Raw genomic sequence first — 23,988 nt, 5'->3', positions numbered from 1 at the left:
CCCCAAATGCTTCACTGCGGAGGTTTTGCCTCCGCCCGTTCCCGCCACATAAATCACATGCTCGGCATCGTGTGACGGGTTGGAGTTCACCGGATTAGGCAGGTTGAGCGGCTTTGGCTTTTTCGACATCGCGTTTCTCCTCCTCCGCTTTTTCAATGGCTAGTTGTTTGATGGTGCGCTTTGAGGTGTAAATCAGACCAAGCACCGCAATCAGCAGCGTAGCCTCTTCGATGTAGTCCCCAAACACGGCCATAATGCTGCCGCCGTGTTTATTAAGCACTGGCACCGCCGCATTGATCACTTCGGTTTTGCCTTTTTCATCAAAGCTAAATTCCACACCGGAGATAATGCAGGTAGCTTGCTCGCACAAGGTGAACATCACCCCCATAAAACCTTGCAGCGCTTCATCGTTCAGCCCTTCGGTTTCTGGTACGGTTTCTTCGGTTAGTTCAGTGGGAGACTCTTCGGTTTCAAGCTGCTTGATAAACCCGCCAAAATCGCCCCAATCATCGCCCTCAGTCAATGGCTCCAAGGTTTCATTCGGTTGCTGCATTGGCGACCTCCTCAGATTGTGGTTTTGGCATCAAGAGACGAACCACCCATAAGATCATCATCAACACGCCCAACGCGGTCAGCACACGCTTAAGGTTCAACACAGGTTTATTTTCGACTTGTGATTCGTCGGTTGGCGGTTCGGTTAGTTCAGTGCTTTCAACCTTGCTATTGCTGGCCTCAGCGATAACATCAGGCTCAACACTTTCAACGGTATCTAGTGCGTTGGCTTCGGTTGAATCCAACGCTTCGAGCGCTTGTGCTACCGCGTCCTTATCCGTTGAAAAGTGCTCATCAATGTACTTATCAACGCTTTTGCTCATGGAGCTATTCCCGCAACTTGGGCACTTGTAATACTTCAAACCAAGGTTGCGGCTGTTCTTCGGTGGCTCGCCTTCGGCAATCAACCGCCCTTCCCCCACTTGATGCACCGTTGCAACGCTTGAGCACACCGGACAAGGCACATAACCGCGAACCGGATTCGGATGTTTACTCATGGCTACCCTCCACCACTTGCGCCTCTTCAATATCATCCAACTGGTTTAAATTCGCAGTCACATGAGCGCGGTACTTCTTACGCGCCACATTGTTGAGCTTGGTTAACTGCTCAATTTGCTCGAAGAAGTTGGGCGCAAGCCCTAGAGCTTCCAGTGAAAAAGAGCCCGTCATTAACATCTTGGTGGCTTTGCTCATTAGCTTGCTCATGTCCATGTCTTTGAGCTTTTTCACTTCGTTCTCAACGTTGGCCGTTAATTGGTCTGCCGCATCTAACGCGGCAAGGTCACGCTGACATTCTTGAATAGAGAGTGATTTCATTGGTTTTCCTCTGTCTCTCGACGTTAGTTAATAAGATGCCCCTGATTCCCATCGTTGGCGTGTTTGGTTAGTGAAACTGAAAATACTGCTCAAGTTCACTCATGTTTCGGCTCATTAGCTCGTTGTGTATCTCTTCGGAGATCAACGGCGGTATAGTTTGTTCTAGCTGGCTCCGCCAATCCGATTGCTTGAGTAGCCAAGCCTCAAAGTCGCGTCGATAACGGTCTTTGGCTTCAAGACGAATATCATCAATATAAATATCGTCGGTGCGCATACTCCAACCACGAGCCCCTGCCGCCCACTCTAAAAACTCATTCGCTTTGTCGTCGCAATCTTCGCCCTCAAAGCTGATACAGAACTGATTCCCTGAAGTGGCGAATACACCACGGCTTCGCAAGTGCTCTTTTTCTGCTTTGATTTCTTGGTCGAGCTGCTTCATTAGTCGATTGAGCTTCACGACCACATCAACCTTTCGAGACTTTTTGTTGATGTCGATAGCCTTCTTCGTCTCAGATTTGAGGGTCTGTTTTCGGTTAATAGAGCGCTGAATGGGTGCTCGCCATCGCTCTAAGCGGTAGCCACACTCTTTAATAATTCCGGTCATGTTGTGTACATCAAAGCTCGCCAACGCCTCCCAATCTGGTGCTCGACTGCAACGAGCTATGTTGTAGCGATTGCCTTTAATAAGCCCTTGGTCTTCGTTGTCACCTTTAGCGGCATACCCCACAGCCTTAATTAGGTAACTCGCGGCCGCGTCTTTGTACTGGATACGCTCTAAGTGGGCGATACCATGCCCCCACAACCGCTCAATGCGTTTCGCCCACGCTTGGAAATGTTCGGGGGCCACTTGCCAGTTCAACAACACATGCACATGGGGGTTAGGTTGACCGTGTTCGTTGGTCGGACACTCAGCCACCCAAATATAATGAAAATCCGCTTTGCCGCGTGCAGGGCCCACTAGTTCACACTGGCTTTCACACCCCCAAATGGGTCTTGCTTCCCAACGCTTAGAACTTAACGGCTTAGCTGGGCCGAAAAGCTCCACTTTCTTTTTCTTTCCCTTCAATGGCGCGGGTTTGTAATGCCCTGCCACTCGAACCTCATCCCCCTCAAGGGGTAAATTGGCTTGTCCAGATAGGTGACTTTGTTTGTAGCTGAAACCACGATGAAACATGCGCTTTACTCCATCGAGAAAACGCGACACCTCACTACCAATCGTGATTTGTAGCGGCGAATATGGGGCCATATCGTCTGAAAGCGGCGTGAACTCGCAACCTTGCGAAGTCAAATGAACATTGGAATCAGTAGCAAACAGCTTAGCGCGTTCAAAGTCGTTAAACGTGAGCGTCAGGAAAGTGGTAAACCCACCATGACACGCGGCTACGTAAGCACCCGATTCAAATATTTTCTTAACCGCGCTTTGAGACAGTTTTTCCGTGTTGCGCTCACCCGTTTGGGCTTGTGGGGCATCACTTGGGCTTGGATGATACGTCACTTGCAACTTAACTTGCTTCGACCAATCACGTTTTAGCAGGTAAGCGCGGCTCATTCCCTTGTTTGGAATGAAATCGAGTTTCTTGCTCTCGCTATCTCGCACCCATCCGGTTTGCTGTGCAATATGTTCAGACCCATAGCATTGAGGCTCAACGTAAACGCTCTCGCTCTTTGCTCGCGGTTTGAGGCGGCGTGAGCGGGTAATAAACCGTTCTAAGTGCTTGCGGTTGGCGTGTCGGACTTTGCCGCCCTTTGACAAGCCTAGTGTCTCCACGCCTACGGCGTGCGCTTCGCGCTTAGGATTGTTGAAATATTCGGGGGTGATTAACGTGAGCTTTCCATCTTGAACTAACTGCCAAGTTTCAGCCGACTCCTTGGTGTTATGGAAGTGAACTTGCTCCGCAGAACGAACCTTGTTCAACTCACTTTCCATCCAATCAGAATTTGGAGTACTAAAAAAACCGCTCTCAATAGCGGCTATGTTTTTCTCAGTGGTGGTGACATCTTGAGCTAGGGCTGTCACATAGCCCACATCGTGCGGGCTAAGAACATTGGTAAACTCTCGCTCAGCTTGCGGTTCGTATAAGTGGTTCAAACTAAAATCTCTTTGTGCTTAATGGCTTGAAGTCGTGCGGCCTTCTTAAACTCAGCCTGACCTTTACGGCTAAAGCGGAAATCTTTCCCGCCTTGAGGTTGTGGACGGTATCCATTCGGGAACCATTTAACCTTAATTTCGTCTAGGATTTTTAGTCCTTGCTCGGTTGGCATGGCTACACCTCCAAACTCTCAAGTAGTTCAATCGCTTCTTTGAGTTGGTTACTAACTCGATCTAGATACACTTCTGAATCTGGCACTGGTGCCATTCGTGAATCAATCACCTCAAGCAGTGCTTTGGCTTCGCTTGAGTGAGTAAAATCAATGTTGATAGCGTGAACTGGTGTATTCATATCAATCGCCCTCTACATTGCCGCTTTCCAGTCTTGATGCTGTTCCGCTTGCTCCAAAGCGAACAACTCCAATGCGCGCATATTGATTAAGGTGCGACGCGAATCATTCACGGAAGAACGCTTCAGAACTGGTAGCTTTCCTCTTTGAACCTGATTTTTGACAGCTTCAACTGTAAAACCTGTCAACTCTGCATATTTCTCAGGCGTCACAAACGGCGCAAAATGGTTGTTCGTGACGTTTCCTGATTTGTTTTTATGTTCTAACATATACTTAAACCCTCAAAACTGTTTTATCTGACCTCTACTGACACTTACAAGGTTAAATAAAACAATCTGTAAGTGTCAATAGGTGTCACGGGAGAAATTATGAAGGAATGGTTTTTAAGTACAGAGCTAATGCACTTGGAAGGCATGCCAAACTCAACTACCGCAGTATCAAGAAAAGCCAGTAGAAACAACTGGTTAAAAAGAAAAGCATCTGTAAAAGGAAAGGCTATGGAATACCATATTTCCAACTTTCACTTTGATATACAAAAGTCGCTTTATGAGAAGTACGCCACAGAATTAGATAAACAAAATTTAGGCGAGGTATTTGATAAAAGCGTTCAAGATTTCTACGAGACCCAAGCATCTGAATGGGAACGTTATATCCAATCAGAAGAATTACATGGAGCTAATTTGCCAGCTTCCATTCAACCAATATCTACAATAAACGAATGGTGTAATTTAAAGTTGTTTGATGTACATGCTGCCGCAGGAGCGGGAAACTTAATCAATAGTGAGTTTCAAATTGGGATGCTACAAATCCCATGCGATTGGTTAAAAGATTTCAACCTAGATGAGTTTACAGCCGCAGTAATCTATGTGGATGGTGACTCAATGGAACCAACTCTGAACCACAAAGATCGACTTCTAGTTGATATTCGAGAGCAACAACACCCTGTTGCTAATGGCGTTTATGTAATAAGAATTGATGATGCTGTTTATGTAAAACGCTTACGTTGGGATATTGCTGACGGCGTTTACGAGGTGATTTCAGACAATCCTGCACATAAGAATTTCCAGATAAATCATAACAATGGCCGAAACTTCAAAATCATTGGTAAAGCAGTCACTACATTGATGAAGCCGATATTATGAGTTTGAAGAAAGATGGTGAAAAATGGGCGGTTGATATTCGCCCAGCCGGACGACAAGGACCGCGCTTTCGTAAGAAGTTCGAAAAGAAAAGCGAGGCTATTGCGTACGAGAAACATATCCTAGCGACTCATCACAACAAAGAGTGGCTTGGGACACCCGTAGATAAACGCCATCTTTCCGAGTTAATTGAGTTATGGTGGGTTAAGTCCGGCCAGCTCAAACGCACTGCCGATAACTACCGAAAAAAAGTAGACCTTGTTTGTAAAGACTTAGGCGATCCAACGGTCGATAAGATAAACAACTCTTTGATTACGAACTGGCAGCTTGAACGCTTAGCCAAAGGCCAGAAAGCGAACACTGTCAGACGGCTAACCTCATGCTTGAGTAATGTGTTTTCTGTTTTGATTGAAACGGGTGACTTCAAAGGTTCACACCCTTTGCATGGACTCAAACAACCCACGCCAGAAAAGTCAGAAATGACCTACTTAACAGCCAGTCAGATAGAGCGGCTACTTGATGCACTAGATGATGATTGGGAGCTGTTGAAAATAGTCGAGATTTGCTTAGCAACTGGTTCAAGGTGGCGTGAAACTGTAACTCTAAAATCCAGTAACTTGAGTCCATTTCGTATCCGGTTTACCAATACAAAAACAGGCAAACCAAGAACCGTTCCAATCGACGAACAGCTATACAATGAAATTTACCCGCTAGAAGGGGGCAAGCTGTTTACCGATGATCCACAAAAACGCTTATACCGTGTATTTGATGAGCTAGGCTTTGAACTTCCGAAAGGGCAAAAGGTTCACGTACTTCGCCATACTTTCGCAAGTCATTTTATGATGAATGGTGGTGATATACTGACACTAAAAGAAATATTGGGCCATGCTAGCATCAATCAGACGATGGTTTATGCGCACCTTGCCCCTGAACATTTAACCGATGCCGTGAAGCGCAATCCACTGAGAATGGTGCGTCCACAAAGTGTCCACACACTAGACCACGCATGATGTTTTTTGAGATTTAACAGCAAGTGTGAAACCTTTTAAATCAACGCTTTATGCTTAATCACGTTTTATGACTGAGAGGCAAAAAGCCCAGCAATGAGCCTTTTTTATTTATGACTCAACACGCTTTTAACTTTGATGCTCTGACGCCAGACTTTATGTGGTATGCACTGGAAAGCATTGGCATTCGCGCAGAATCCGGTTTTTTGGCCCTGAACAGCTACGAAAACCGCGTCTACCAATTTACTGATGAAGAGCGCCAACGCTACGTGGTTAAGTTTTACCGACCAGAACGCTGGAGCCAAGCTCAGATTCAAGAAGAGCACGACTTTACCCTCGAGTTGATCGAATCCGAGATTCCAGTCGCGCCTCCTGTCATCATCAACGGTCAGTCACTCCATCAATACCAAGGCTATCTGTTTGCTTTGTTTGCGAGCGTCGGCGGACGTCAGTTTGAAGTGGATAATTTGGAACAACTCGAAGGGGTTGGCCGGTTCCTAGGGCGCATTCACAAGGTTGGCGCAAAACAGACATTTGAGCACCGCCCCTCCATCAGCTTAGACGAATACCTTTATCAGCCTCGTACCTTGCTGCAAAACTCTCAGTTTATTCCCATGCACCTTGAGAATGCGTTTTTTAACGATCTAGACCTACTGATCAAAACGCTTGAGCAGCATTGGACAACGCCAAGTTCCCAGATTCGTCTCCACGGCGATTGCCACCCTGGTAACATCTTATGGCGTGATGGGCCTATGTTTGTCGACTTGGATGACGCTCGCAATGGACCCGCGATTCAAGATCTATGGATGTTGCTCAACGGAGAGCGTGCCGATAAGCTGATGCAACTGGACATTCTCTTGGAAGCCTACCAAGAATTTAGTGACTTTGATTCGAATCAATTGAAACTAATCGAACCATTGCGCGGTCTACGTATGGTGCACTATATGGCATGGTTAGCAAAAAGATGGCAGGATCCTGCTTTCCCGCTCGCCTTCCCATGGTTTGATGATCCAAAATATTGGGAAAGCCAAGTGTTGGCATTCAAAGAACAGATCTCAGCACTGAATGAGCCACCATTATCACTGATGCCGCAGTGGTAAAAAGCCAAACAACGACAAACATGGAGTCAATAATGAAAAAGCTGTTTGCACTATTTGCAACCTTAATGCTGAGCCTTACTGCTCACGCAGCGCAATTTAAAGAAGGCGAGCATTTTAAGGTTCTTGAGCTAGAAGCATCTAAAAAGCCAACTGTGACCGAATTTTTCTCTTTCTACTGCCCTCACTGTAATACCTTTGAACCTATCATTCAGCAGTTGAAAGCGCAGTTGCCTGACAATGCAAAGTTCCAAAAGAACCACGTTTCGTTTATGGGTGGCAACATGGGCGAGTCCATGAGCAAGGCATACGCAACCATGCTAGTGCTAAAAGTGGAAGACAAGATGACACCTGTTCTGTTTAACCGCATTCATAACATGCGTAAAGCACCTAAAAATGACGACGAGTTACGCCAGATTTTCCTAGATGAAGGTGTGGATGCGAAAAAATTTGACGCGGCATTTAACGGTTTTGCGGTGGACTCAATGGTTCGTCGCTTCGACAAACAGTTTAAAGATAGCGGTTTATCAGGTGTACCCGCTGTAGTGGTGAATAACAAGTACTTGGTTCAAGCGCAAAGCATCAAAACGATCGATGAATACTTTGAACTGGTTAACTACTTGCTGACACAAAAATAAACACACGAAAAAGGGAGCGTTTCGCTCCCTTTTCTATGATTGCTTGTGATAAATCTCTTTCAATAACTCATCTTTCTCTTGCCATACATGACCCAGCCACTGCTGGAACTGGCGCTTAAACGGCTTATCTTTAAAGTAATCACCTCGAACTTGCTGATCGACAGGTAAGACATTTACCCGAACCACCACTTTTGTCATTCGCCCCATCAACATGTCTCGAAAAGGCTTTTGGGTGTTTTCTGGGTAGGCGAGAGTCACATCAATAATATTCTCAAACTGATCCCCCATTGCCGCTAACGTATAGGCGATGCCACCCGTTTTGGGTTGAAGTAGGTAATCGTAACCTGCTTTACTCTTGCGCTGCTTTTCCGGTGTAAAGCGCGTACCTTCCACATAATTCACCACCGTTGTGGGAGAGTATTTGAATTTTTCACATGAACGGCGCGTCGTTTCCAAGTCTTTACCCCGCATTTCCGGGTGACGAATCAAGTATTCTCGCGAGTAACGACGCATAAACGGCATATCGAGCGCCCAGCAAGCCATCCCAATAAATGGCACATACAGTAGCTGCTGTTTAAGGAAAAACTTCGGCATTGGAATACGATCTTTAAACACGCAGCAAAGCACCACTATATCGGTCCAACTTAAATGGTTGCTAATCAGCAAGTACCAACCGTGCTTTTTCAGCTCCTCCCCACCTTCTATGTCCCACTCAACTCGATTGAACATGGCCAAGATGACTGCATTAGTGGATGCCCAAAGCCACATTGTCTTGTTCGCCATTTCAGTTGCTTTGGCTTTTAACATGGCGGTAGGTAATACAATCTTAAACACAGCGATGATACAAATGATTAAAGAGCAGACAGCGGAGTTTAAAGCAACCAACACAACGTTTAGGATAAGAGTCAGATAGGCCAACATAGCGATTAATTGTGAGCTCCGTATGAAAGTTTAATAAGAGTCATATATGAACAATAAAACAGCGTGTAATTATACTGGTCCTCAAGCACATTGGAATCATTGCGGCTATGGTCAGATTAGTTAGATTACTCAGGCCATACAACCAACGTTAGATCTAGGAAGAAAATTTATGAAAACAACATTATCAGTGCTTACTCTCTCGCTCTTTGCCAGCCCAGCTTTCGCTCAACTCTCGGATAGCGCGGGCTTTAGTGGAGAGCTGAGCTTTAATGTCGGATACACCTCTTCCACGTCCAACTTTAATACGTCTGGTGATAAAACCATCGATAGCCTTGATCATCAGCCATCAAGTGAGAAAGGATTTATTGCCGCCCCCCTTGGCAATTTAGCCTATACCTTTGGCGTACCACTCAATCAGCAATTTTATGTGGGTACATCCCGTGAGGATTTGGCCGTAGGTACGCTAGCACTCGAAGTGGGCTACAAGCATAAGCTCGGTTCAGGTACCGTTGTCGACATTTCATACTTACCGACAATTATGTCTGGCAAGACATGGGAAGACCCTTATCTCGTCGGAGAAAAGCGCAGTACAACAGAAGAAACTGGCCATGCCTATCGACTCAAACTCAGCAATCTATTTGGCAGCGGCTTGAGTATCGATACCGCTTATGCCAATAAAGACGTGGAAGACGAAGCGTCGGGCACTTCTCAACTTACTAGCGCTGAAGCAAATCGTCTCAGACGTGATGCCCAATCCTACTACATCAAAGGCAGTTACCGATTCCCTCTAAGCCGAACCGCTTTTATCCAACCCTCGATGACGTTTATCAAAACCGACGCCAAGGGAGAGGCTAATTCTCTTAACTCTGTCGGCGGCGAAATCTCCTACTTCAAGATCATGAATCGTCATCAGCTCGCTCTCACGGCAGGCTACACCACTCGTTCTTATGACGAAGAAAATCCGCTGTATAACAAAACACGCGAGGATGGCGAGTGGAGCTTATTCGCCGCCTACGAGTACAAGCAGTTTATGGGATGGCAAAACTGGTCCCTGATTGGCCTTGCGGGTTACGGCTCCAACCAAGCCAATATAAACTTCTACGATACCCAAGAGTCCCTGGTTTCCGCTGGTATAAACTACCGCTTTTAACGCAAAGCTATCTTACTCTCAGACGATCAAGGCTCGCATTTCGCGAGCCTTTCTATACAGCTTGAGCCGTTAACTGCTTGAGTAGCCTATCCATCGAACGATAACCTAACGCTTCCGCCAAATGATTACGTTCAATATGCTCCACCCCCTCCAAATCAGCAATGGTGCGTGCCACCTTGATAATTCGATGATAAGCACGAATAGACAATCCCAATCGGTGTAACGCGCTTTCCAGAAACTGGGCATCCTCTTTACGTAGCGGGCAATATCGCTCAATTTCACGACTGCCTAACAAAGCATTCACTTTGTTTGATCGACTCAACATTCTCTCGCGCGCCTCAATGACTCGCTGCTTCATCACTTGAGTTGTTTCACCGCGATCTCCTCCTTCCGCCAAGGTTCCTTTGGGCAAAGCGGGAATCTCTAGCGACATATCAAACCGGTCTAATAACGGCCCAGATAGGCGACTCAAATAACGCAAAATCACTTGAGGGTTCACTCGAGATTGATTGCCTTCATAGTAACCTGTCGGACTTGGGTTGAGTGCGCCGACCAATTGAAAGCGAGCAGGAAAACGCGTTTTCCCTTGAGCACGAGAAATAATGATTTCCCCTGATTCCAGAGGCTCACGCAAAGAATCCAACACTTTGCGCTCAAACTCAGGCATTTCATCAAGAAACAGCAAACCATTGTGCGCCAAAGAGATCTCTCCGGGTCTCGGTACTGACCCACCGCCCACCAATGCCGCGGTCGAGCTAGAGTGGTGGGGCGACCGAAATGGGCGCTGTTTCCAGTTGTAGGCGTTGATTTCTTGCTGCGTTAGAGAGGCAACGGAGGCCGTTTCCATCGCCTCTTCATCGGTCATTTCAGGCAACAAATCACAAAGGCGAGAAGCGAGCATGGTTTTCCCCGTCCCCGGCGGACCAAGAAATAGAAGGTTGTGATTGCCCGCAGCAGCGATCTCTAGTGCACGCTTCCCTTGTTGCTGACCAATAATATCTTGCAAGTCACGCTCTAGCGCGGGAGACGACATCTTGTGTGGAGATTGGTGAAGCTGCAGTTCATTTTGGCCGCACAACGCCGCGCAGACCTCCAGCAAAGTGCTGGCTGACTTATGCTGGTCTTCACCCACCAATGCCGCTTGGTCACCATTATTCTGCGGAACCACTAAACAACGTTGTGCTCGATTCGCCGCCAATGCCGCAGGTAACACACCTTTTACGCGCCGCAACTCTCCCGATAACGCCAATTCACCAATAAACTCCTTGTCGGCCAAATGGGTTAACGGGATCTGCTCTGAAGCGGCAAGGATGCCTAGCGCGATCGGCAGATCAAAGCGGCCTCCCTCTTTAGGTAAATCTGCTGGGGCTAAATTGACCGTAATCCGCTTAGCTGGGAATTCAAAACGAGAGTTAATAATCGCGCTACGCACCCGATCGCGGGATTCTTTGACGGTTGTTTCCGGTAGACCAACCAAGGTAAACCCTGGCATTCCATTACTGATGTGTACTTCAACTGTGACGCTGGGCGCTTCAACACCAACAGACGCTCGGCTATGGATGATGGCTAACCCCATAATTGACTCACATTCCAATCCATTATTTATCTCCCTGATAGTTCGCTGAATTTGTCATCAAGGTTGTTATATAGCCTGCCCAGTTGCTGAAAGAATGTGAAAAAAGTATGAGTTTTTGCTTGTCATTTAACGGAATTGTATGTTACCACTAGTGACGCAAACAATTTCGTACCAGTATTGAGTACCAAAAGACTTAAAAGAACTATGAATTTAAACGCCCGCTTCAACGCACTGATTCTCCTGATTATCGTGGTCATTATTGATTCCACGCGGGGGCTAGTGGGCGACAAATAACCACAGCATTTTAAAAACCCCCGCACTGAAAAGTCCGGGGGTTTTTTTACAACTTACGCCAGACAATTAAAATAGAGTTCATCTTGGTCAACGTCGTTCTTGACCCTGATGACAGGAAGAATGGGAGCGCACATGAAGTGCAATGCAACACAACATCGCTCAAGCGGTCAACAAGGAGGCTTACGATGACAGGTGCCGAATTAGTCGTAGCCGCATTAAAACAACAAGGGATCAAAACCGTATTTGGTTATCCTGGTGGTGCCATAATGCCAATCTATGACGCCCTTTATGATGGTGGCGTCGAACACATTCTTTGCCGCCATGAACAAGGCGCAGCAATGGCTGCCATAGGAATGGCGCGAGCAACGCAAGATGTTGCAGTGTGTATGGCCACTTCTGGACCCGGCGCAACCAACCTAGTGACAGGTCTTGCCGATGCCTTTATGGACTCCATCCCCCTTGTGGCGATAACAGGTCAGGTTGCAAGCTCCCACATCGGTACCGACGCATTCCAAGAAATGGATGTGATCGGTATGTCTCTCTCCTGTACCAAACACAGTTATCTTGTCACTGACATCCATGATCTAGCACCAACCCTTGCTGAAGCGTTTGAAGTGGCAAAAACGGGGCGACCCGGTCCAGTCATTGTCGATATCGCAAAAGATGTTCAATTAGGTCAAGCACCTGTCATTCTTCTTCCTCCTTTCACACCACCTGCAATGCCAGTTGCAAGCAACGACGATATAGCCAAAGCGCAAGCCTTGTTATCGCAAAGTTCACGTCCTGTCATGTATGTGGGTGGCGGTGTTCAGCTTGGTCATGCGACTGACGCAGTGCGCGAGTTCTTACGTTTAAATCCAATGCCATCGGTCAGTACACTAAAAGGCTTAGGCACAATTGAACGTCACGATCCGCACTATCTCGGTATGCTAGGCATGCACGGAACCAAAGCGGCGAACTTAGTGGTGCAAGAGTGTGACCTATTGATTGCTGTGGGTGCCCGTTTCGATGACCGAGTCACGGGCAAGCTCGATACCTTTGCGCCAAACGCTAAAGTCATCCATATCGATATCGATGCCGCTGAAATCCACAAGTTGCGCCAAGCCAATGCACCAGTACGTGGAGAGATCCCTGCCGTGCTTCCTCAGCTCGAGTTGACGCAAGACATCACCCCTTGGGTGAAGCACAGTGAAAGTCTGCGTAGTGACTTTAAATGGAACTACAATCACCCAGGCGAACTTATCTACGCCCCAGGCCTGCTGAATCAGCTGTCTGACATGATGCCAGACAGTTCGATCGTCTCAACCGACGTTGGTCAACACCAAATGTGGGCAGCGCAGCACATTCAACCACGCGAACCACAAAACTTCATCACATCAGCAGGCCTTGGCACCATGGGCTTTGGCCTTCCTGCTGCAATGGGTGCGGCAGTGGCGCGTCCTGATGACCAATCTATCCTTATTACAGGTGATGGGTCATTTATGATGAACGTGCAAGAGCTGGGGACACTTAAGCGTCGTCAAATCCCAGTGAAAATCGTTCTGCTCAATAACCAACGCCTAGGCATGGTTCGTCAATGGCAATCACTGTTCTTTGACGGACGCCATAGTGAAACGATTTTGGATGACAACCCAGATTTCGTCATGCTAGCAAAAGCTTTTGATATTCCTGGAAAAACCATCACCAAGAAAGAAGAAGTTGAGCCAGCACTGAAAGAAATGCTAGAAAGTAAGACGTCATACTTACTTCATGTTTTAATCGATGAAGAAGAAAACGTATGGCCACTTGTACCACCAGGTGCATCAAACAATGACATGCTGGAGAACACCTAACATGGAAAGATACTTAATCGACATCAAAGCTGACGATAAACCGGTACTGTTAGAGCGTGTTCTTCGCGTCGTGCGTCACCGCGGATTTGTGGTGAAACAAGTGGCTGGCACTCAAAATCACGAAAGCAAGGTTGCCAGCGTTGAAATCATTGTCGACAGCGATCGCCCTATCTCATTCTTAACCAATCAAATTGAGAAGCTTTGGGATGTGCGCACTGTTGAAGTCACGCAAATCGCTCGTGACGAACTCCCAAATAACAATTTACAACAAAAAATCTGTGCATAAGGAAGGCAATAAATGGCTACAAAAACAGCAGACTACATTTGGTTTAATGGTGAAATGGTTCCTTGGGCGGAGGCAAATGTACACGTTTTGACTCACGCGATGCACTATGGAACGTCAGTATTCGAAGGTGTACGTTGCTACAACACACCCAAAGGCCCAATTGTCTTCCGCCATCTAGAGCACGCAAAGCGCCTTAAAGATTCGGCAAAAATCTATCGCTTCCCAATCCCGTACACGGTTGAGGAGATCATGGAAGCAACGCGTGAAACCTTGCGTCAAAACAAACTTGAAAGCGCCTACATTCGCCCACTGGGCTTTGTTGGCAATGTAGGTCTAGGTGTATGCCCACCAGTCGGTACTGAAATGGATCTGATCATTGCGGCTTTCCCTTGGGGTTCTTACCTAGGTGAAGAAGCACTAGAGAAAGGCGTGGACGCGATGATCTCGAGCTGGAACCGCGCAGCGCCAAACACCATTCCTACCGCAGCAAAAGCGGGGGGTAACTACCTATCTTCACTACTTGTCGGTGGTGAAGCCCGTCGTCACGGTTACGACGAAGGTATCGCACTAAGCGTAGATGGTTACCTATCTGAAGGTGCAGGCGAAAACATCTTTGTGATTAAAGATGGTGTCATCACCACACCACCAGCAACCAGTGCAATCCTGCCGGGTATCACTCGCGATTCCATCATGACAATCGCTCGTGATCACGGTTATGAAGTTCGTGAAGCAAACATTGCTCGTGAAGCACTTTACCTAGCAGATGAAGTCTTTATGACCGGTACAGCAGCAGAGGTCGTTCCTGTTGCCACTATCGATAAGATTGAAGTCGGCACAGGCAAACGCGGCCCAATCACCAAAGAGCTCCAAGAAGCTTACTTCGGCCTATTCAATGGCACTACAGAAGACAAATGGGGTTGGCTCGATTACGTGTACCCACAAGACGCAGAAAAAGCTTAAAAAGCACCGGCAAATATAGGAAGTAACACAATGCCAAAATACAGATCAGCAACCACAACACATGGACGCAATATGGCCGGTGCGCGCGCTTTATGGCGTGCGACAGGTGTCAAAGACGAAGATTTCGGTAAACCGATCATCGCCGTGGTGAACTCATTCACCCAGTTTGTACCAGGCCACGTTCACCTAAAAGATATGGGCCAATTGGTTGCAGGTGAAATAGAAAAAGCTGGCGGTATCGCCAAAGAATTTAACACCATCGCCGTTGATGATGGTATCGCGATGGGCCACGGCGGCATGCTGTACTCACTGCCCTCACGTGAGCTTATCGCAGATTCGGTAGAGTACATGGTCAACGCGCACTGCGCCGATGCCATGGTATGTATCTCTAACTGTGACAAAATCACTCCGGGAATGCTGATGGCGTCAATGCGCCTAAACATCCCAGTAATCTTTGTCTCTGGCGGTCCAATGGAAGCGGGTAAAACCAAGCTTTCTGACCAAATAATCAAACTCGACCTTGTAGATGCGATGATCCAAGGCGCTGACCCGAAAGTCTCAGACGAGCAGAGTGAGCAGATCGAGCGTAGTGCTTGTCCTACTTGTGGTTCATGTTCAGGTATGTTCACGGCAAACTCGATGAACTGTCTAACTGAAGCACTAGGCCTTTCTCAGCCAGGTAATGGCTCAATGCTAGCAACGCACGCAGACCGTGAGCAGCTCTTCATCAACGCAGGTAAACGCATTGTTGAACTAACTAAACGTTACTACGAGCAAGACGACGAATCTGCATTGCCACGCAACATCGCAACATTTGATGCGTTTGAAAATGCGATGGCACTCGATATCGCGATGGGTGGCTCTACCAACACTATTCTTCACCTACTTGCAGCAGCGCAAGAAGGTGAAGTTGACTTCGATATGGAAGATATCGATCGCCTATCTCGCCAAGTTCCTCACCTATGTAAAGTGGCGCCATCAACCCAGAAATATCATATGGAAGATGTACACCGCGCAGGTGGTGTCATGGCGATTCTTGGTGAACTGGACCGCGCAGGCCTACTTCATAATCAAGCTCGCACGGTACTTGGTCTTTCGATGAAAGAGCAACTTGCGAAGTACGACATCATCCAAACGGAAGACGAAGACGTGTTGAAGTTCTTCCGCGCAGGCCCTGCTGGTATTCGTACCACTAAAGCGTTTTCACAAGATTGTCGCTGGGACCGTCTTGATGATGACCGCACTGAAGGTTGTATCCGTTCCATCGATAACGCGTTCTCACAAGAAGGTGGCCTAGCGGTACTTTCAGGCAATATCGCCCTTGATGGCTGTATCGTTAAGACAGCAGGTGTTGATGAAAGCATCCACAAATTCACCGGCCCTGCGGTTGTATTTGAAAGCCAAGAAGATGCGGTTGAAGGCATCTTAGGCGGCAAAGTCAAAGCCGGTGATGTTGTGGTGATTCGCTATGAAGGCCCTAAGGGTGGTCCGGGCATGCAAGAAATGCTCTACCCAACCACTTACCTAAAATCGATGGGTCTTGGTAAAGAGTGTGCTCTGCTGACTGATGGCCGTTTCTCGGGTGGTACATCAGGTCTGTCTATCGGTCACGCTTCTCCTGAAGCAGCAAACGGCGGCGCAATTGGTCTGGTAAAACAAGGCGATATTATCGCGATTGATATTCCTAACCGTTCAATCTCTCTAGAAGTATCTGAACAAGAGCTTGCAGAGCGCCGTGCAAAACAAGACGAGTTAGGCTGGAAACCAGTTGACCGTCAACGTGAAGTTTCATTTGCACTAAAAGCGTACGCAAGTATGGCGACCAGTGCAGACAAAGGCGCTGTACGAGATAAATCTAAGCTAGAGGACTAGCTTATGACTCTCACAAACCAAACTGGCGCAGATTATCTGCGCCAGATATTAAGAGCTCCAGTCTACGAGGTGGCAACGGTAACGCCACTTCAAGAGATGCCCCGCTTAGCCGCTCGCATTGGCAACAATGTACAAATCAAGCGTGAAGACCGCCAACCGGTGCACTCGTTCAAGCTGCGCGGTGCGTACAACATGGTGGCGAGCCTAACGGATGAGCAAAAAGCAGCAGGCGTAATTGCAGCATCAGCAGGTAACCACGCTCAAGGCATGGCGCTGTCTGGCACCAAACTCGGGATTAAGACCACCATTGTGATGCCAAAAACCACCCCAGACATCAAAGTCGAGGCGGTTCGGGGATTTGGTGGTAACGTGGTTTTACACGGTAGCAACTTTGATGAAGCCAAAGCCGAAGCAGAACGCTTGTCTGCTGAGCATGGCTACACTTTTGTGCCCCCATTCGATCACCCACTTGTGATTGCAGGTCAAGGGACGATTGGTATGGAGATGCTGCAGCAAAATGGCCATCTCGATTACATCTTCGTGCCTGTCGGTGGCGGCGGTCTTGCTGCAGGTGTTGCGGTGCTGGTGAAACAGCTGATGCCTGAAATCAAAGTGATTTCGGTTGAGCCTGAAGATTCTGCTTGTCTAAAAGCAGCACTCGATGCGGGCGAACCTGTGGTGCTTGACCAAGTCAGCATGTTTGCCGACGGTGTTGCGGTAAAACGCATCGGTGAAGAGACGTTCCGTTTATGTCAGCAATTCATCGATGGTCATATTTCGGTATCCAGTGATGAAATCTGTGCGGCCGTCAAAGACATCTTCGAAGACACTCGTGCGATTGCAGAGCCGTCTGGCGCGTTAGCTTTGGCAGGGTTAAAAAAGTTTGCCGAGCAAAACGAGCTTAAGGGTAAGAATCTAGGTACGGTTTTATCAGGGGCCAATACCAACTTCCACGGTCTACGCTATGTTTCTGAGCGTTGTGAACTGGGTGAAAAACGTGAAGGCTTGCTGGCAGTGACGATTCCTGAACGTCAGGGCGCTTTCTTCGAGTTCTGCAATCTCATTGGCGGCCGAGCGGTAACGGAATTTAACTACCGTTACAACGATGACGCGTTAGCTAATATTTTCGTCGGTGTCCGCCTGCAAGGTGGCCAAGATGAGCTAAACCACATCATTCACGATCTACGTGATGGAGGCTACCCAGTGGTAGACCTCTCCGATGACGAAATGGCAAAACTGCACGTACGCTACATGATTGGTGGTAAGCCTTCCAAGCCTCTCAAAGAGCGTTTGTACAGCTTTGAGTTCCCAGAGTACCCAGGAGCGCTACTGAAATTCTTGAGCACGCTCGGAACACACTGGAATATCAGCTTATTCAACTATCGCAATCACGGCGCGGATTATGGTCGTGTCCTATGTGGTTTTGAGCTTGATGAATCAGACTTATCCCGCTTCTCAGCACATCTGCGCGAACTTGGTTACCGGTGCAAGGACGAAACCGACAACCCGTCATACAAGTTCTTCCTCTCTTAACAATCTTAGAGCCAGTCAATCGACTGGCTCTAATTTTTATTGCCGCATTGCCACAGAATGCGTGATACGCATAGATATAATGCTAAAGTTTCATTTTAGTCATACCCAAATTAGGTCTACACTCATAACCAGTTTTTAAATTGCTGCTCTATTTGTGGAGATCACTATGTTTAACGCACTGATTCTAAACCAAGAAGAAAAACGTACTATCGCAACCATCGAACAGATCGATGAAGCGCAACTGCCGGAAGGCGAAGTACTGATCGATGTGGACTACTCATCACTAAACTACAAAGACGGTTTAGCAATCACAGGTAAGGGAAAAATCATCCGTAACTTCCCTATGGTACCGGGCATCGATCTCGCGGGTACAGTAGTAAGCTCAGTCGATGACCGTTACCAAGCAGGCGACAAAGTTGTGCTTACTGGTTGGGGAGTGGGTGAGAACCACTGGGGCGGCATGGCACAGCGTGCACGCCTAAAAGCAGATTGGCTAGTGCCACTACCAAAAGGTATCGACAGCAAAAAAGCCATGATGGTCGGTACAGCGGGCTTCACTGCAATGCTGTGTGTTCAAGCCATCATTGATGGTGGCGTGAAACCAGAAGACGGTGAAGTCCTAGTCACTGGCGCAAGTGGTGGTGTTGGCTCTGTAGCGGTGACGCTTCTATCAACACTAGGCTACAAAGTGGCAGCAGTGACAGGCCGCATTGAACAGAACGGTCCACTACTTGAAAAACTGGGTGCGAGCCGCATCATCGACCGCGTAGAGTTTGAAGAGCCAGCGCGCCCACTCGAAAAACAAGTTTGGGCAGGTGCGGTTGATACCGTTGGTAGCAAAGTGCTCGCGAAAGTGCTCGCTCAAATGGATTACAACAGCGTCGTTGCAGCGTGTGGTCTGGCTGGTGGCTTTGACCTACCAACAACAGTAATGCCATTCATCCTACGTAACGTGCGCTTACAGGGTGTGGACTCGGTCATGTGTCCAACAGACAAACGAATCGCAGCATGGGAAAAACTGGTTGAGCTACTTCCAGAGAGCTACTTTGAGCAAGCATGTACCGAGGTTGAATTAGCCGAAGCACCAAAATACGCAGAAGATATAACTAACGGCCAAGTCACGGGTCGTGTTGTGATTAAGCTGTAATAAACGCGACAAAGAAAAAGAGCCAGCACCTGTAATGCTGGCTCTTTTACATTTAGTCCAATCCAATGTCGTCAATGCGTTTAGCAATCAAGCGACTGCACTCTTCCTTTACAATTCCTCGCAACCACTCCTGAGCCGGAGAGTGCTCACAACGTGGGTGCCAAATCATTGAGTAGTCAAACGGCGTAAACTGAAATGGTAACGGCTTAATGACTAAGTCGTAACGCTCTGCGACTAGATACGCTAAGTCAGCGGGTACGGTAATAATGATGGGCATGGTATCAACGATCGCCAGCGCCGCTTCCAAATGGTAGGCACGCAGTACCATCTTACGCTTTGGCTGATCGACCAGTGCCCCCTCAATTAACGCTTTCACTCCATCACTGATTGCGATCATCGCGTGCGGATAAGTCAGATAATCCGCCAAGCTCATTTCTGCGTCCGCTAATGGATGCTGTTTAGAGAGCAAACAAAGCACCCCTACTCGGCCTAAGATCTCACTACGCAAAGGCTCAACAGGACCAATCGGGCGGCAAATGGCTAAATCAGCATTCTCGTAAGTGAGTTGGTCTGCCAATCTGTCATGCTGCAAGGGTAAAAAGTTAAACGAGACATTTGGCGCTTCTTGATAAATACGCGGCAAGGCAAACGGCAATATGGTTTGCATCGCGTAATCGGTCGTGGCGATAGTAAAGGTCTGATCGCAGCTTTGTGGATCGAACTCCAGCGGTGACAGCAACTGACGCAATGACTCGAGTGGCTCTCCCAAAGACCGATCAATTTCCAGCGCTTTTTCGGTTGGAATCAAATGCTGCCCTTGGCGGGTAAAGAGTGGATCTCCTAACATGTCACGCAACCGTCCTAGCACTCGACTCATCGCCGACTGGCTCAGATTTAAACGGTTTGCCGCTTTGCTTACGCTGCACTCTTCGATTAAAACGCGCAGTGCCACCAGCAAATTTAGATCACGACGATAGATGTCTTCTAGTTCCACGTTCTGCCAAGGTCATTAAAATGGGATGCGCTATTGTACCTTTTTCAGGCAAAAAAAATCCCGCTTTTCAGCGGGGAAGCCCAAGAAAACTGGGGATAGTGTCGGAATGTAGTTGAGTGTAGTGGCAAGTGCGGACAATAGTTGGAAGTCTATTGACCGTTCTCATGCTCTTCAGATGCACTCGGCCAGCGGTGCATCTCGAGCCAAATCCCTACGACCGTCGCGCCCATACCAAGTAACGGCATAAATGACGACGATTCAGATGGTGAACGTAAAACAAGAGCGCAAAAGGAAATAAAACACAGCACTGAATAGATTGTTAGCCGATCTAAAGCTGTCATAATATCTGCTCTCCGTTTTAAATGTTACCAACTTGTTAACTAAGTTAAAACAAAATGATCACTTTGCCAAGGGGTTATTGAATATTTTTTCTTCAGCAGTATCATCTAGGCCCAACTGAGGTAAAACAGATATGACCATGACATTCAATCCAGAACAGGCAAATAAAACACTAGAGGCAGAAGGATTACGTTGCCCAGAGCCAGTAATGATGGTCAGGAAGACAATTCGAACTATGCAAGATGGGGAAGTTTTGTTGGTCAAAGCAGACGACCCATCAACCACTCGAGATATCCCGAGTTTCTGTCGCTTTATGGATCATCAATTAATTGGTTCTCAGACAGAGGCGTTACCCTACCTGTATCTCATCAAGAAAGGGCTTAGCTAGACTAACCGCCGGATCGCATTTCATCGATTCACCACACAATTAGTCAGTTTTTCATTTTTCCTCCCTTCTAAGCTAGCAGTATTAAGGGAGGAAATTTTATGCAACGTAATCATTCCATTGATGCCATTCGCGGCACTTTGCTGCTGATCATGTCTGTTAACCACTTCATATGGATTACCGTGGGGTGGACAGATATTCAATACTTTACTCTTCAACCGCTCGGGCAAGTCGGAGCTGCGGAAGGCTTTATTCTCATTTCAGGCCTGATGGTTGGGCTAATATACTCGGCCTATGATCGCCAGGTGACCCGCCAAAAACTATTCCGCAGAGCCAAGCAACTCTACTTCTATCACATGGCAGCGATTGTCGGTTTACTGATCATCGCGTCGCTACAAATTGCGCTGGAACCCTCGATTCAAGCCTTTTACAACAAGATATTTCCAGGCCTGATGGAGAACAAACTGCTTGCGGTCGCGGCGAGTGCCACCTTGATTCACAAGCCGGCGTACTTCGATATTTTGCCCATGTACATTGTTTTCCTGCTACTTGCTCCACTTGTCCTGAGCCAGTTGCAAAACGGTCGCACTACTCAAGTGCTGATCGTCAGTGTTTTGCTCTGGCTGTCGAGTCGAGTGATAAATTTGTCAGAGTGGCTCACTCCATATTTCCCCGACAGCGAACTCAATACTGGCTACTTCAGTTTACTGGCTTGGCAGTTGATATTTGTTATTGGCATCACCTTGGGATACTACGCAAAGCACCAGCCGATAAACTGGTTTAAATATCGCTCTATCACGGTTGCCGTAGCTATCATCGCGACGATCATTTTCTTTCTCAATCGCAACGTATTGGCCGAGTATGGCATCCACTATGGGACACTGTATGAACTTGCAGATAAGCCTCTTATTGGCTGGCTAAGAGCCTTTAACTTGTTGCTGTTGGTCTACTTATTTTCTTGGCTGTTGCACTGCAAACCCAATGCGCTCGCCTTTAAGCCACTGGCCCTTCTTGGCCGCTATTCCCTCCATGTTTTTACTTGGCACTACGTGGTGATTTTTGCTCTCGCACCAATTGCATTGGGTCACTTTAACTTCCAGCCAAATTTCAACCTCTGCTTAGTTGCCGTCGCATTGTTGCTCTTTATTCCGCCATTCATAAAACAGCGACAACAACAGCTCAATACTTTAAATCTGACAAGGAGTTCCTAAATGAAAAGAAAGCTGATTGCCCTAATGGTAACCTCTATTGCCTTAATCGGGTGTAACGAGAGTGAAGAAGTCACCGTAGATGCGAGTAAAAAGCATGATCTGCAAGTGACTGTCACAGGTATCACCGAAGAGGGCGGAAATCTCTATATTGGAGTACGGGATAAACACAGTAATGTGGTCGCGGAGCATATGGCGCAGGCAGTAGCAGCATCGTCATCAATCCTGCTTGAGCAAATCCCTGCTGGAGAGTATGACATTTTTACTTTTCAAGATATTGACGGGAATAATGAACTGACCATGGCCGGTATGATGCCAAAAGAGCCGCTTGGCTACTCTGGCAATAACATTCTGACAGGTCCACCCCAGTTCTCTTCGACCAGTTTTAAACTGACTCAAAATAGCGAACAAACCGTCACGTTGTTTGATTATCGCTAACGCTTAGAAACCGGGATAAGCAGTTCAATACACCACTCTTGTCCCGGTAATTCGTCTGCTCGGGTTATCCACTCAAACCCTTGACGCAATACATACCCCACTTCGTGTAGGTGAGAGAAGTAAAGGCTATCAAGGTCTTCGCCAATTTTTGCCAAGCTTCCTTGCAAAACACACTTTAAGATCATGCCCGACTCTACAACGTTTGTACTGCCACCTTCTGGGGTAATCCGGCTCACACGGTAATCGTGGTTAGGCGCATAATCCGAGCTCATTGGTCGCCCAATCAGCCACTTTTCAGCGCCGGAGTTTAGCTTGGGTAATGATGCTCGAAAGTGGTTTAATACAAACGCCAAACGCTGGCATTTCTCCACACAAGTCTGTGGGATCTCCACCCCTTCAAAGCGACCAGACAAAGATTGCCCTTCCACTCGTGTAAGCAATTGAATCGACGAGGGCAGCGTTGCTGGACCTGAAAAACTTCTGAGTTCGACCCAAAACACCAACTCTCCTTCGCTATCCATTTGCCAAATGTAGGGTAAACGCTTAAGCGTCAGTTTACGTGGGATACAAAAGACTTGGTTGAGGTAGACAAATAAGGCCTTTAGAGGTGGGTTGTGGGACAATTGAAAACGCCACATTTTACGCTGTGGCAGGTCGATCCGCGCTATAGGATATGGGGACTCCTCTTTCTCCCCATTGCACACCGCCAACATCTGAAATTGACCGGACCTTACCGAACAATTATTACGATATTCCAACGCATAGTAGTCCCGAGCTTCATGTTGCCAGTCCGCAGTCGCCTCAACAAACGTTTGCCACATCTGCTCAACTTTATCGCCCGTCTCTTTCTCATCAAAAAAGACCGAAGCAAAATCACTGACGACGCCATAAAAGGTGTCCGCAGGGAAGATCACTTCCTCTGGAGGACAAGATTGCATTCGCTGAAAAAATGTTAAGTAGCTAATATCAATTGGTGGCACACCGAAGTACTTGGCCAAGGTTGGGTTGCGTTTAAAATGCTTTGGAGAGATGAGGAAGTTTTGTCTAACAGCGCGATACAAGGCTTCTTGCGATTCAAACCCGTAGTCGAGCGCAATATCGAGCACGTTTCGCTCTGAGCACGCCAGCGCCTTCATCGCTAACGTCAGCAAACGCAAGCGGTAGTAACGCCCCAGAGGAATCCCCGTATAGCGTTTAAATTCATGCTGAAGGTGCCATCGACTGACGTTTAAAGTGTCAGCAAGTGCGTTGATCTCAAGCTTGCACGGTAAGCGAGTTTCAACGGCTTCAACAATACGTAAAATAAAACAAAACTGGCGCATAACGCTAGTTGTAACAGCCCCTTAGAGCAGAGCAATAGCCTTA

At 47.5% G+C, this 23,988-nt stretch carries 26 protein-coding genes; 14 read left to right on the top strand and 12 right to left on the bottom strand.

Translation table 11 applies throughout. From position 1 onward, the window contains the following. Window positions 1-94: 94 nt before the first annotated feature. The 7 genes from OH458_RS20710 to OH458_RS20680 form a co-directional block, all read right to left on the bottom strand. Complete coding sequence (locus OH458_RS20710; protein ID WP_269979679.1) at window positions 95-553, bottom strand: hypothetical protein; 459 nt, start codon at window positions 551-553, stop codon at window positions 95-97. After that, a complete protein-coding gene (locus OH458_RS20705; protein ID WP_269979678.1) occupies window positions 537-1,049 on the bottom strand; it encodes a hypothetical protein in 513 nt (170 codons plus the stop codon). Before OH458_RS20705 ends, OH458_RS20710 begins: the two co-directional genes overlap by 17 nt. Beyond that, window positions 1,042-1,368, bottom strand: coding sequence for a hypothetical protein (locus OH458_RS20700; RefSeq protein ID WP_269979677.1), 327 nt, complete (start codon window positions 1,366-1,368; stop codon window positions 1,042-1,044). The genes OH458_RS20705 and OH458_RS20700 overlap by 8 nt, the downstream gene beginning before the upstream one ends. Window positions 1,369-1,435: 67 nt before the next feature. Then, window positions 1,436-3,457, bottom strand: coding sequence for a rolling circle replication-associated protein (locus OH458_RS20695; protein ID WP_269979676.1), 2,022 nt, complete (start codon window positions 3,455-3,457; stop codon window positions 1,436-1,438). Beyond that, entirely contained in the window at window positions 3,454-3,630 is a 177-nt protein-coding gene (locus OH458_RS20690; protein WP_269979675.1) for a hypothetical protein, read from the bottom strand. The genes OH458_RS20695 and OH458_RS20690 overlap by 4 nt, the downstream gene beginning before the upstream one ends. A 2-nt stretch (window positions 3,631-3,632) precedes the next feature. Next, entirely contained in the window at window positions 3,633-3,809 is a 177-nt protein-coding gene (locus OH458_RS20685; protein WP_269979674.1) for a hypothetical protein, read from the bottom strand. A 12-nt stretch (window positions 3,810-3,821) separates the two neighbouring features. Beyond that, a complete protein-coding gene (locus OH458_RS20680; RefSeq protein ID WP_269979673.1) occupies window positions 3,822-4,076 on the bottom strand; it encodes a hypothetical protein in 255 nt (84 codons plus the stop codon). A gap of 99 nt (window positions 4,077-4,175) precedes the next feature. Here OH458_RS20680 and OH458_RS20675 point away from each other — a divergent pair, with 99 nt between their 5' ends. The 4 genes from OH458_RS20675 (at window position 4,176) to OH458_RS20660 (ending at window position 7,688) form a co-directional block, all read left to right on the top strand. Continuing rightward, window positions 4,176-4,949 (top strand): helix-turn-helix domain-containing protein, encoded by a 774-nt coding sequence (locus tag OH458_RS20675; protein ID WP_269979672.1) that lies wholly within the window; start codon window positions 4,176-4,178, stop codon window positions 4,947-4,949. Continuing rightward, entirely contained in the window at window positions 4,946-5,956 is a 1,011-nt protein-coding gene (locus OH458_RS20670) for a phage integrase (RefSeq protein WP_269979671.1), read from the top strand. The genes OH458_RS20675 and OH458_RS20670 overlap by 4 nt, the downstream gene beginning before the upstream one ends. Before the next feature lie 110 nt (window positions 5,957-6,066). After that, entirely contained in the window at window positions 6,067-7,053 is a 987-nt protein-coding gene (locus OH458_RS20665) for a serine/threonine protein kinase (RefSeq protein ID WP_269979670.1), read from the top strand. A gap of 32 nt (window positions 7,054-7,085) precedes the next feature. Continuing rightward, entirely contained in the window at window positions 7,086-7,688 is a 603-nt protein-coding gene (locus OH458_RS20660) for a thiol:disulfide interchange protein DsbA/DsbL (protein WP_269979669.1), read from the top strand. A gap of 33 nt (window positions 7,689-7,721) precedes the next feature. On the opposite strand, the gene OH458_RS20655 is transcribed toward OH458_RS20660, so the two are convergent. Beyond that, complete coding sequence (locus OH458_RS20655) at window positions 7,722-8,609, bottom strand: acyltransferase (protein ID WP_269979668.1); 888 nt, start codon at window positions 8,607-8,609, stop codon at window positions 7,722-7,724. Between the two features lie 169 nt (window positions 8,610-8,778). Between OH458_RS20655 and OH458_RS20650 the strand changes: the two genes are divergently transcribed. Continuing rightward, window positions 8,779-9,759, top strand: coding sequence for a DUF2860 domain-containing protein (locus OH458_RS20650; protein ID WP_269979667.1), 981 nt, complete (start codon window positions 8,779-8,781; stop codon window positions 9,757-9,759). 52 nt (window positions 9,760-9,811) lie between these two features. On the opposite strand, the gene OH458_RS20645 is transcribed toward OH458_RS20650, so the two are convergent. Continuing rightward, window positions 9,812-11,335, bottom strand: coding sequence for a YifB family Mg chelatase-like AAA ATPase (locus OH458_RS20645; RefSeq protein WP_269979666.1), 1,524 nt, complete (start codon window positions 11,333-11,335; stop codon window positions 9,812-9,814). Window positions 11,336-11,814: 479 nt separating this feature from the next. On the opposite strand from OH458_RS20645, the gene ilvG reads away from it, so the two are divergent. The 6 genes from ilvG to acuI all read left to right on the top strand — a co-directional run bounded on the left by ilvG (window position 11,815) and on the right by acuI (window position 19,259). Further along, a complete protein-coding gene (ilvG, locus tag OH458_RS20640; protein WP_269979665.1) occupies window positions 11,815-13,461 on the top strand; it encodes an acetolactate synthase 2 catalytic subunit in 1,647 nt (548 codons plus the stop codon). A gap of 1 nt (window position 13,462) precedes the next feature. Then, the gene (ilvM, locus tag OH458_RS20635; protein WP_005472540.1) at window positions 13,463-13,747 is read left to right on the top strand and encodes an acetolactate synthase 2 small subunit; all 285 of its coding nucleotides are present in this window, start codon (window positions 13,463-13,465) and stop codon (window positions 13,745-13,747) included. Between the two features lie 12 nt (window positions 13,748-13,759). Then, window positions 13,760-14,707: a branched-chain-amino-acid transaminase gene (gene ilvE, locus OH458_RS20630; protein WP_269979664.1), complete on the top strand. Its 948-nt coding sequence runs from the start codon at window positions 13,760-13,762 to the stop codon at window positions 14,705-14,707. Window positions 14,708-14,737: 30 nt separating this feature from the next. Continuing rightward, window positions 14,738-16,579, top strand: a complete 1,842-nt coding sequence (gene ilvD, locus OH458_RS20625; protein ID WP_269979663.1) for a dihydroxy-acid dehydratase — start codon at window positions 14,738-14,740, stop codon at window positions 16,577-16,579. A gap of 3 nt (window positions 16,580-16,582) precedes the next feature. Beyond that, complete coding sequence (ilvA, locus tag OH458_RS20620; RefSeq protein WP_269979662.1) at window positions 16,583-18,112, top strand: threonine ammonia-lyase, biosynthetic; 1,530 nt, start codon at window positions 16,583-16,585, stop codon at window positions 18,110-18,112. A 166-nt stretch (window positions 18,113-18,278) separates the two neighbouring features. After that, window positions 18,279-19,259 carry an acrylyl-CoA reductase (NADPH) gene (acuI, locus tag OH458_RS20615; protein WP_269979661.1) on the top strand — a complete coding sequence of 327 codons (981 nt, stop codon included), beginning with the start codon at window positions 18,279-18,281 and terminating at the stop codon, window positions 19,257-19,259. Window positions 19,260-19,311: 52 nt separating this feature from the next. On the opposite strand, the gene OH458_RS20610 is transcribed toward acuI, so the two are convergent. Both OH458_RS20610 and OH458_RS20605 read right to left on the bottom strand, forming a co-directional pair. Then, window positions 19,312-20,253, bottom strand: coding sequence for a LysR family transcriptional regulator (locus OH458_RS20610; RefSeq protein ID WP_005472544.1), 942 nt, complete (start codon window positions 20,251-20,253; stop codon window positions 19,312-19,314). 149 nt (window positions 20,254-20,402) lie between these two features. Continuing rightward, window positions 20,403-20,597 carry a hypothetical protein gene (locus OH458_RS20605; protein ID WP_038141338.1) on the bottom strand — a complete coding sequence of 65 codons (195 nt, stop codon included), beginning with the start codon at window positions 20,595-20,597 and terminating at the stop codon, window positions 20,403-20,405. A gap of 134 nt (window positions 20,598-20,731) precedes the next feature. Between OH458_RS20605 and tusA the strand changes: the two genes are divergently transcribed. The 3 genes from tusA to OH458_RS20590 all read left to right on the top strand — a co-directional run bounded on the left by tusA (window position 20,732) and on the right by OH458_RS20590 (window position 22,623). Continuing rightward, a complete protein-coding gene (gene tusA / locus OH458_RS20600) occupies window positions 20,732-20,980 on the top strand; it encodes a sulfurtransferase TusA (RefSeq protein ID WP_038141339.1) in 249 nt (82 codons plus the stop codon). A gap of 98 nt (window positions 20,981-21,078) precedes the next feature. Continuing rightward, on the top strand, window positions 21,079-22,188 hold the full coding sequence (gene opgC, locus OH458_RS20595; protein ID WP_269979660.1) for an OpgC domain-containing protein: 1,110 nt from the start codon (window positions 21,079-21,081) through the stop codon (window positions 22,186-22,188). Continuing rightward, entirely contained in the window at window positions 22,189-22,623 is a 435-nt protein-coding gene (locus tag OH458_RS20590) for a DUF2141 domain-containing protein (protein ID WP_052131378.1), read from the top strand. On the opposite strand, the gene OH458_RS20585 is transcribed toward OH458_RS20590, so the two are convergent. Then, window positions 22,620-23,945, bottom strand: a complete 1,326-nt coding sequence (locus tag OH458_RS20585; protein WP_269979659.1) for a helix-turn-helix transcriptional regulator — start codon at window positions 23,943-23,945, stop codon at window positions 22,620-22,622. The two genes, OH458_RS20590 and OH458_RS20585, sit on opposite strands and share 4 nt — an antisense overlap. Window positions 23,946-23,988 lie beyond the last annotated feature (43 nt).

Origin of the sequence: Vibrio sp. MarTm2 (genome assembly GCF_027587055.1) — a bacterium.
Lineage (GTDB): Bacteria > Pseudomonadota > Gammaproteobacteria > Enterobacterales > Vibrionaceae > Vibrio > Vibrio sinaloensis_D.
This window is presented reverse-complemented; position numbering and strand designations above follow the sequence as displayed.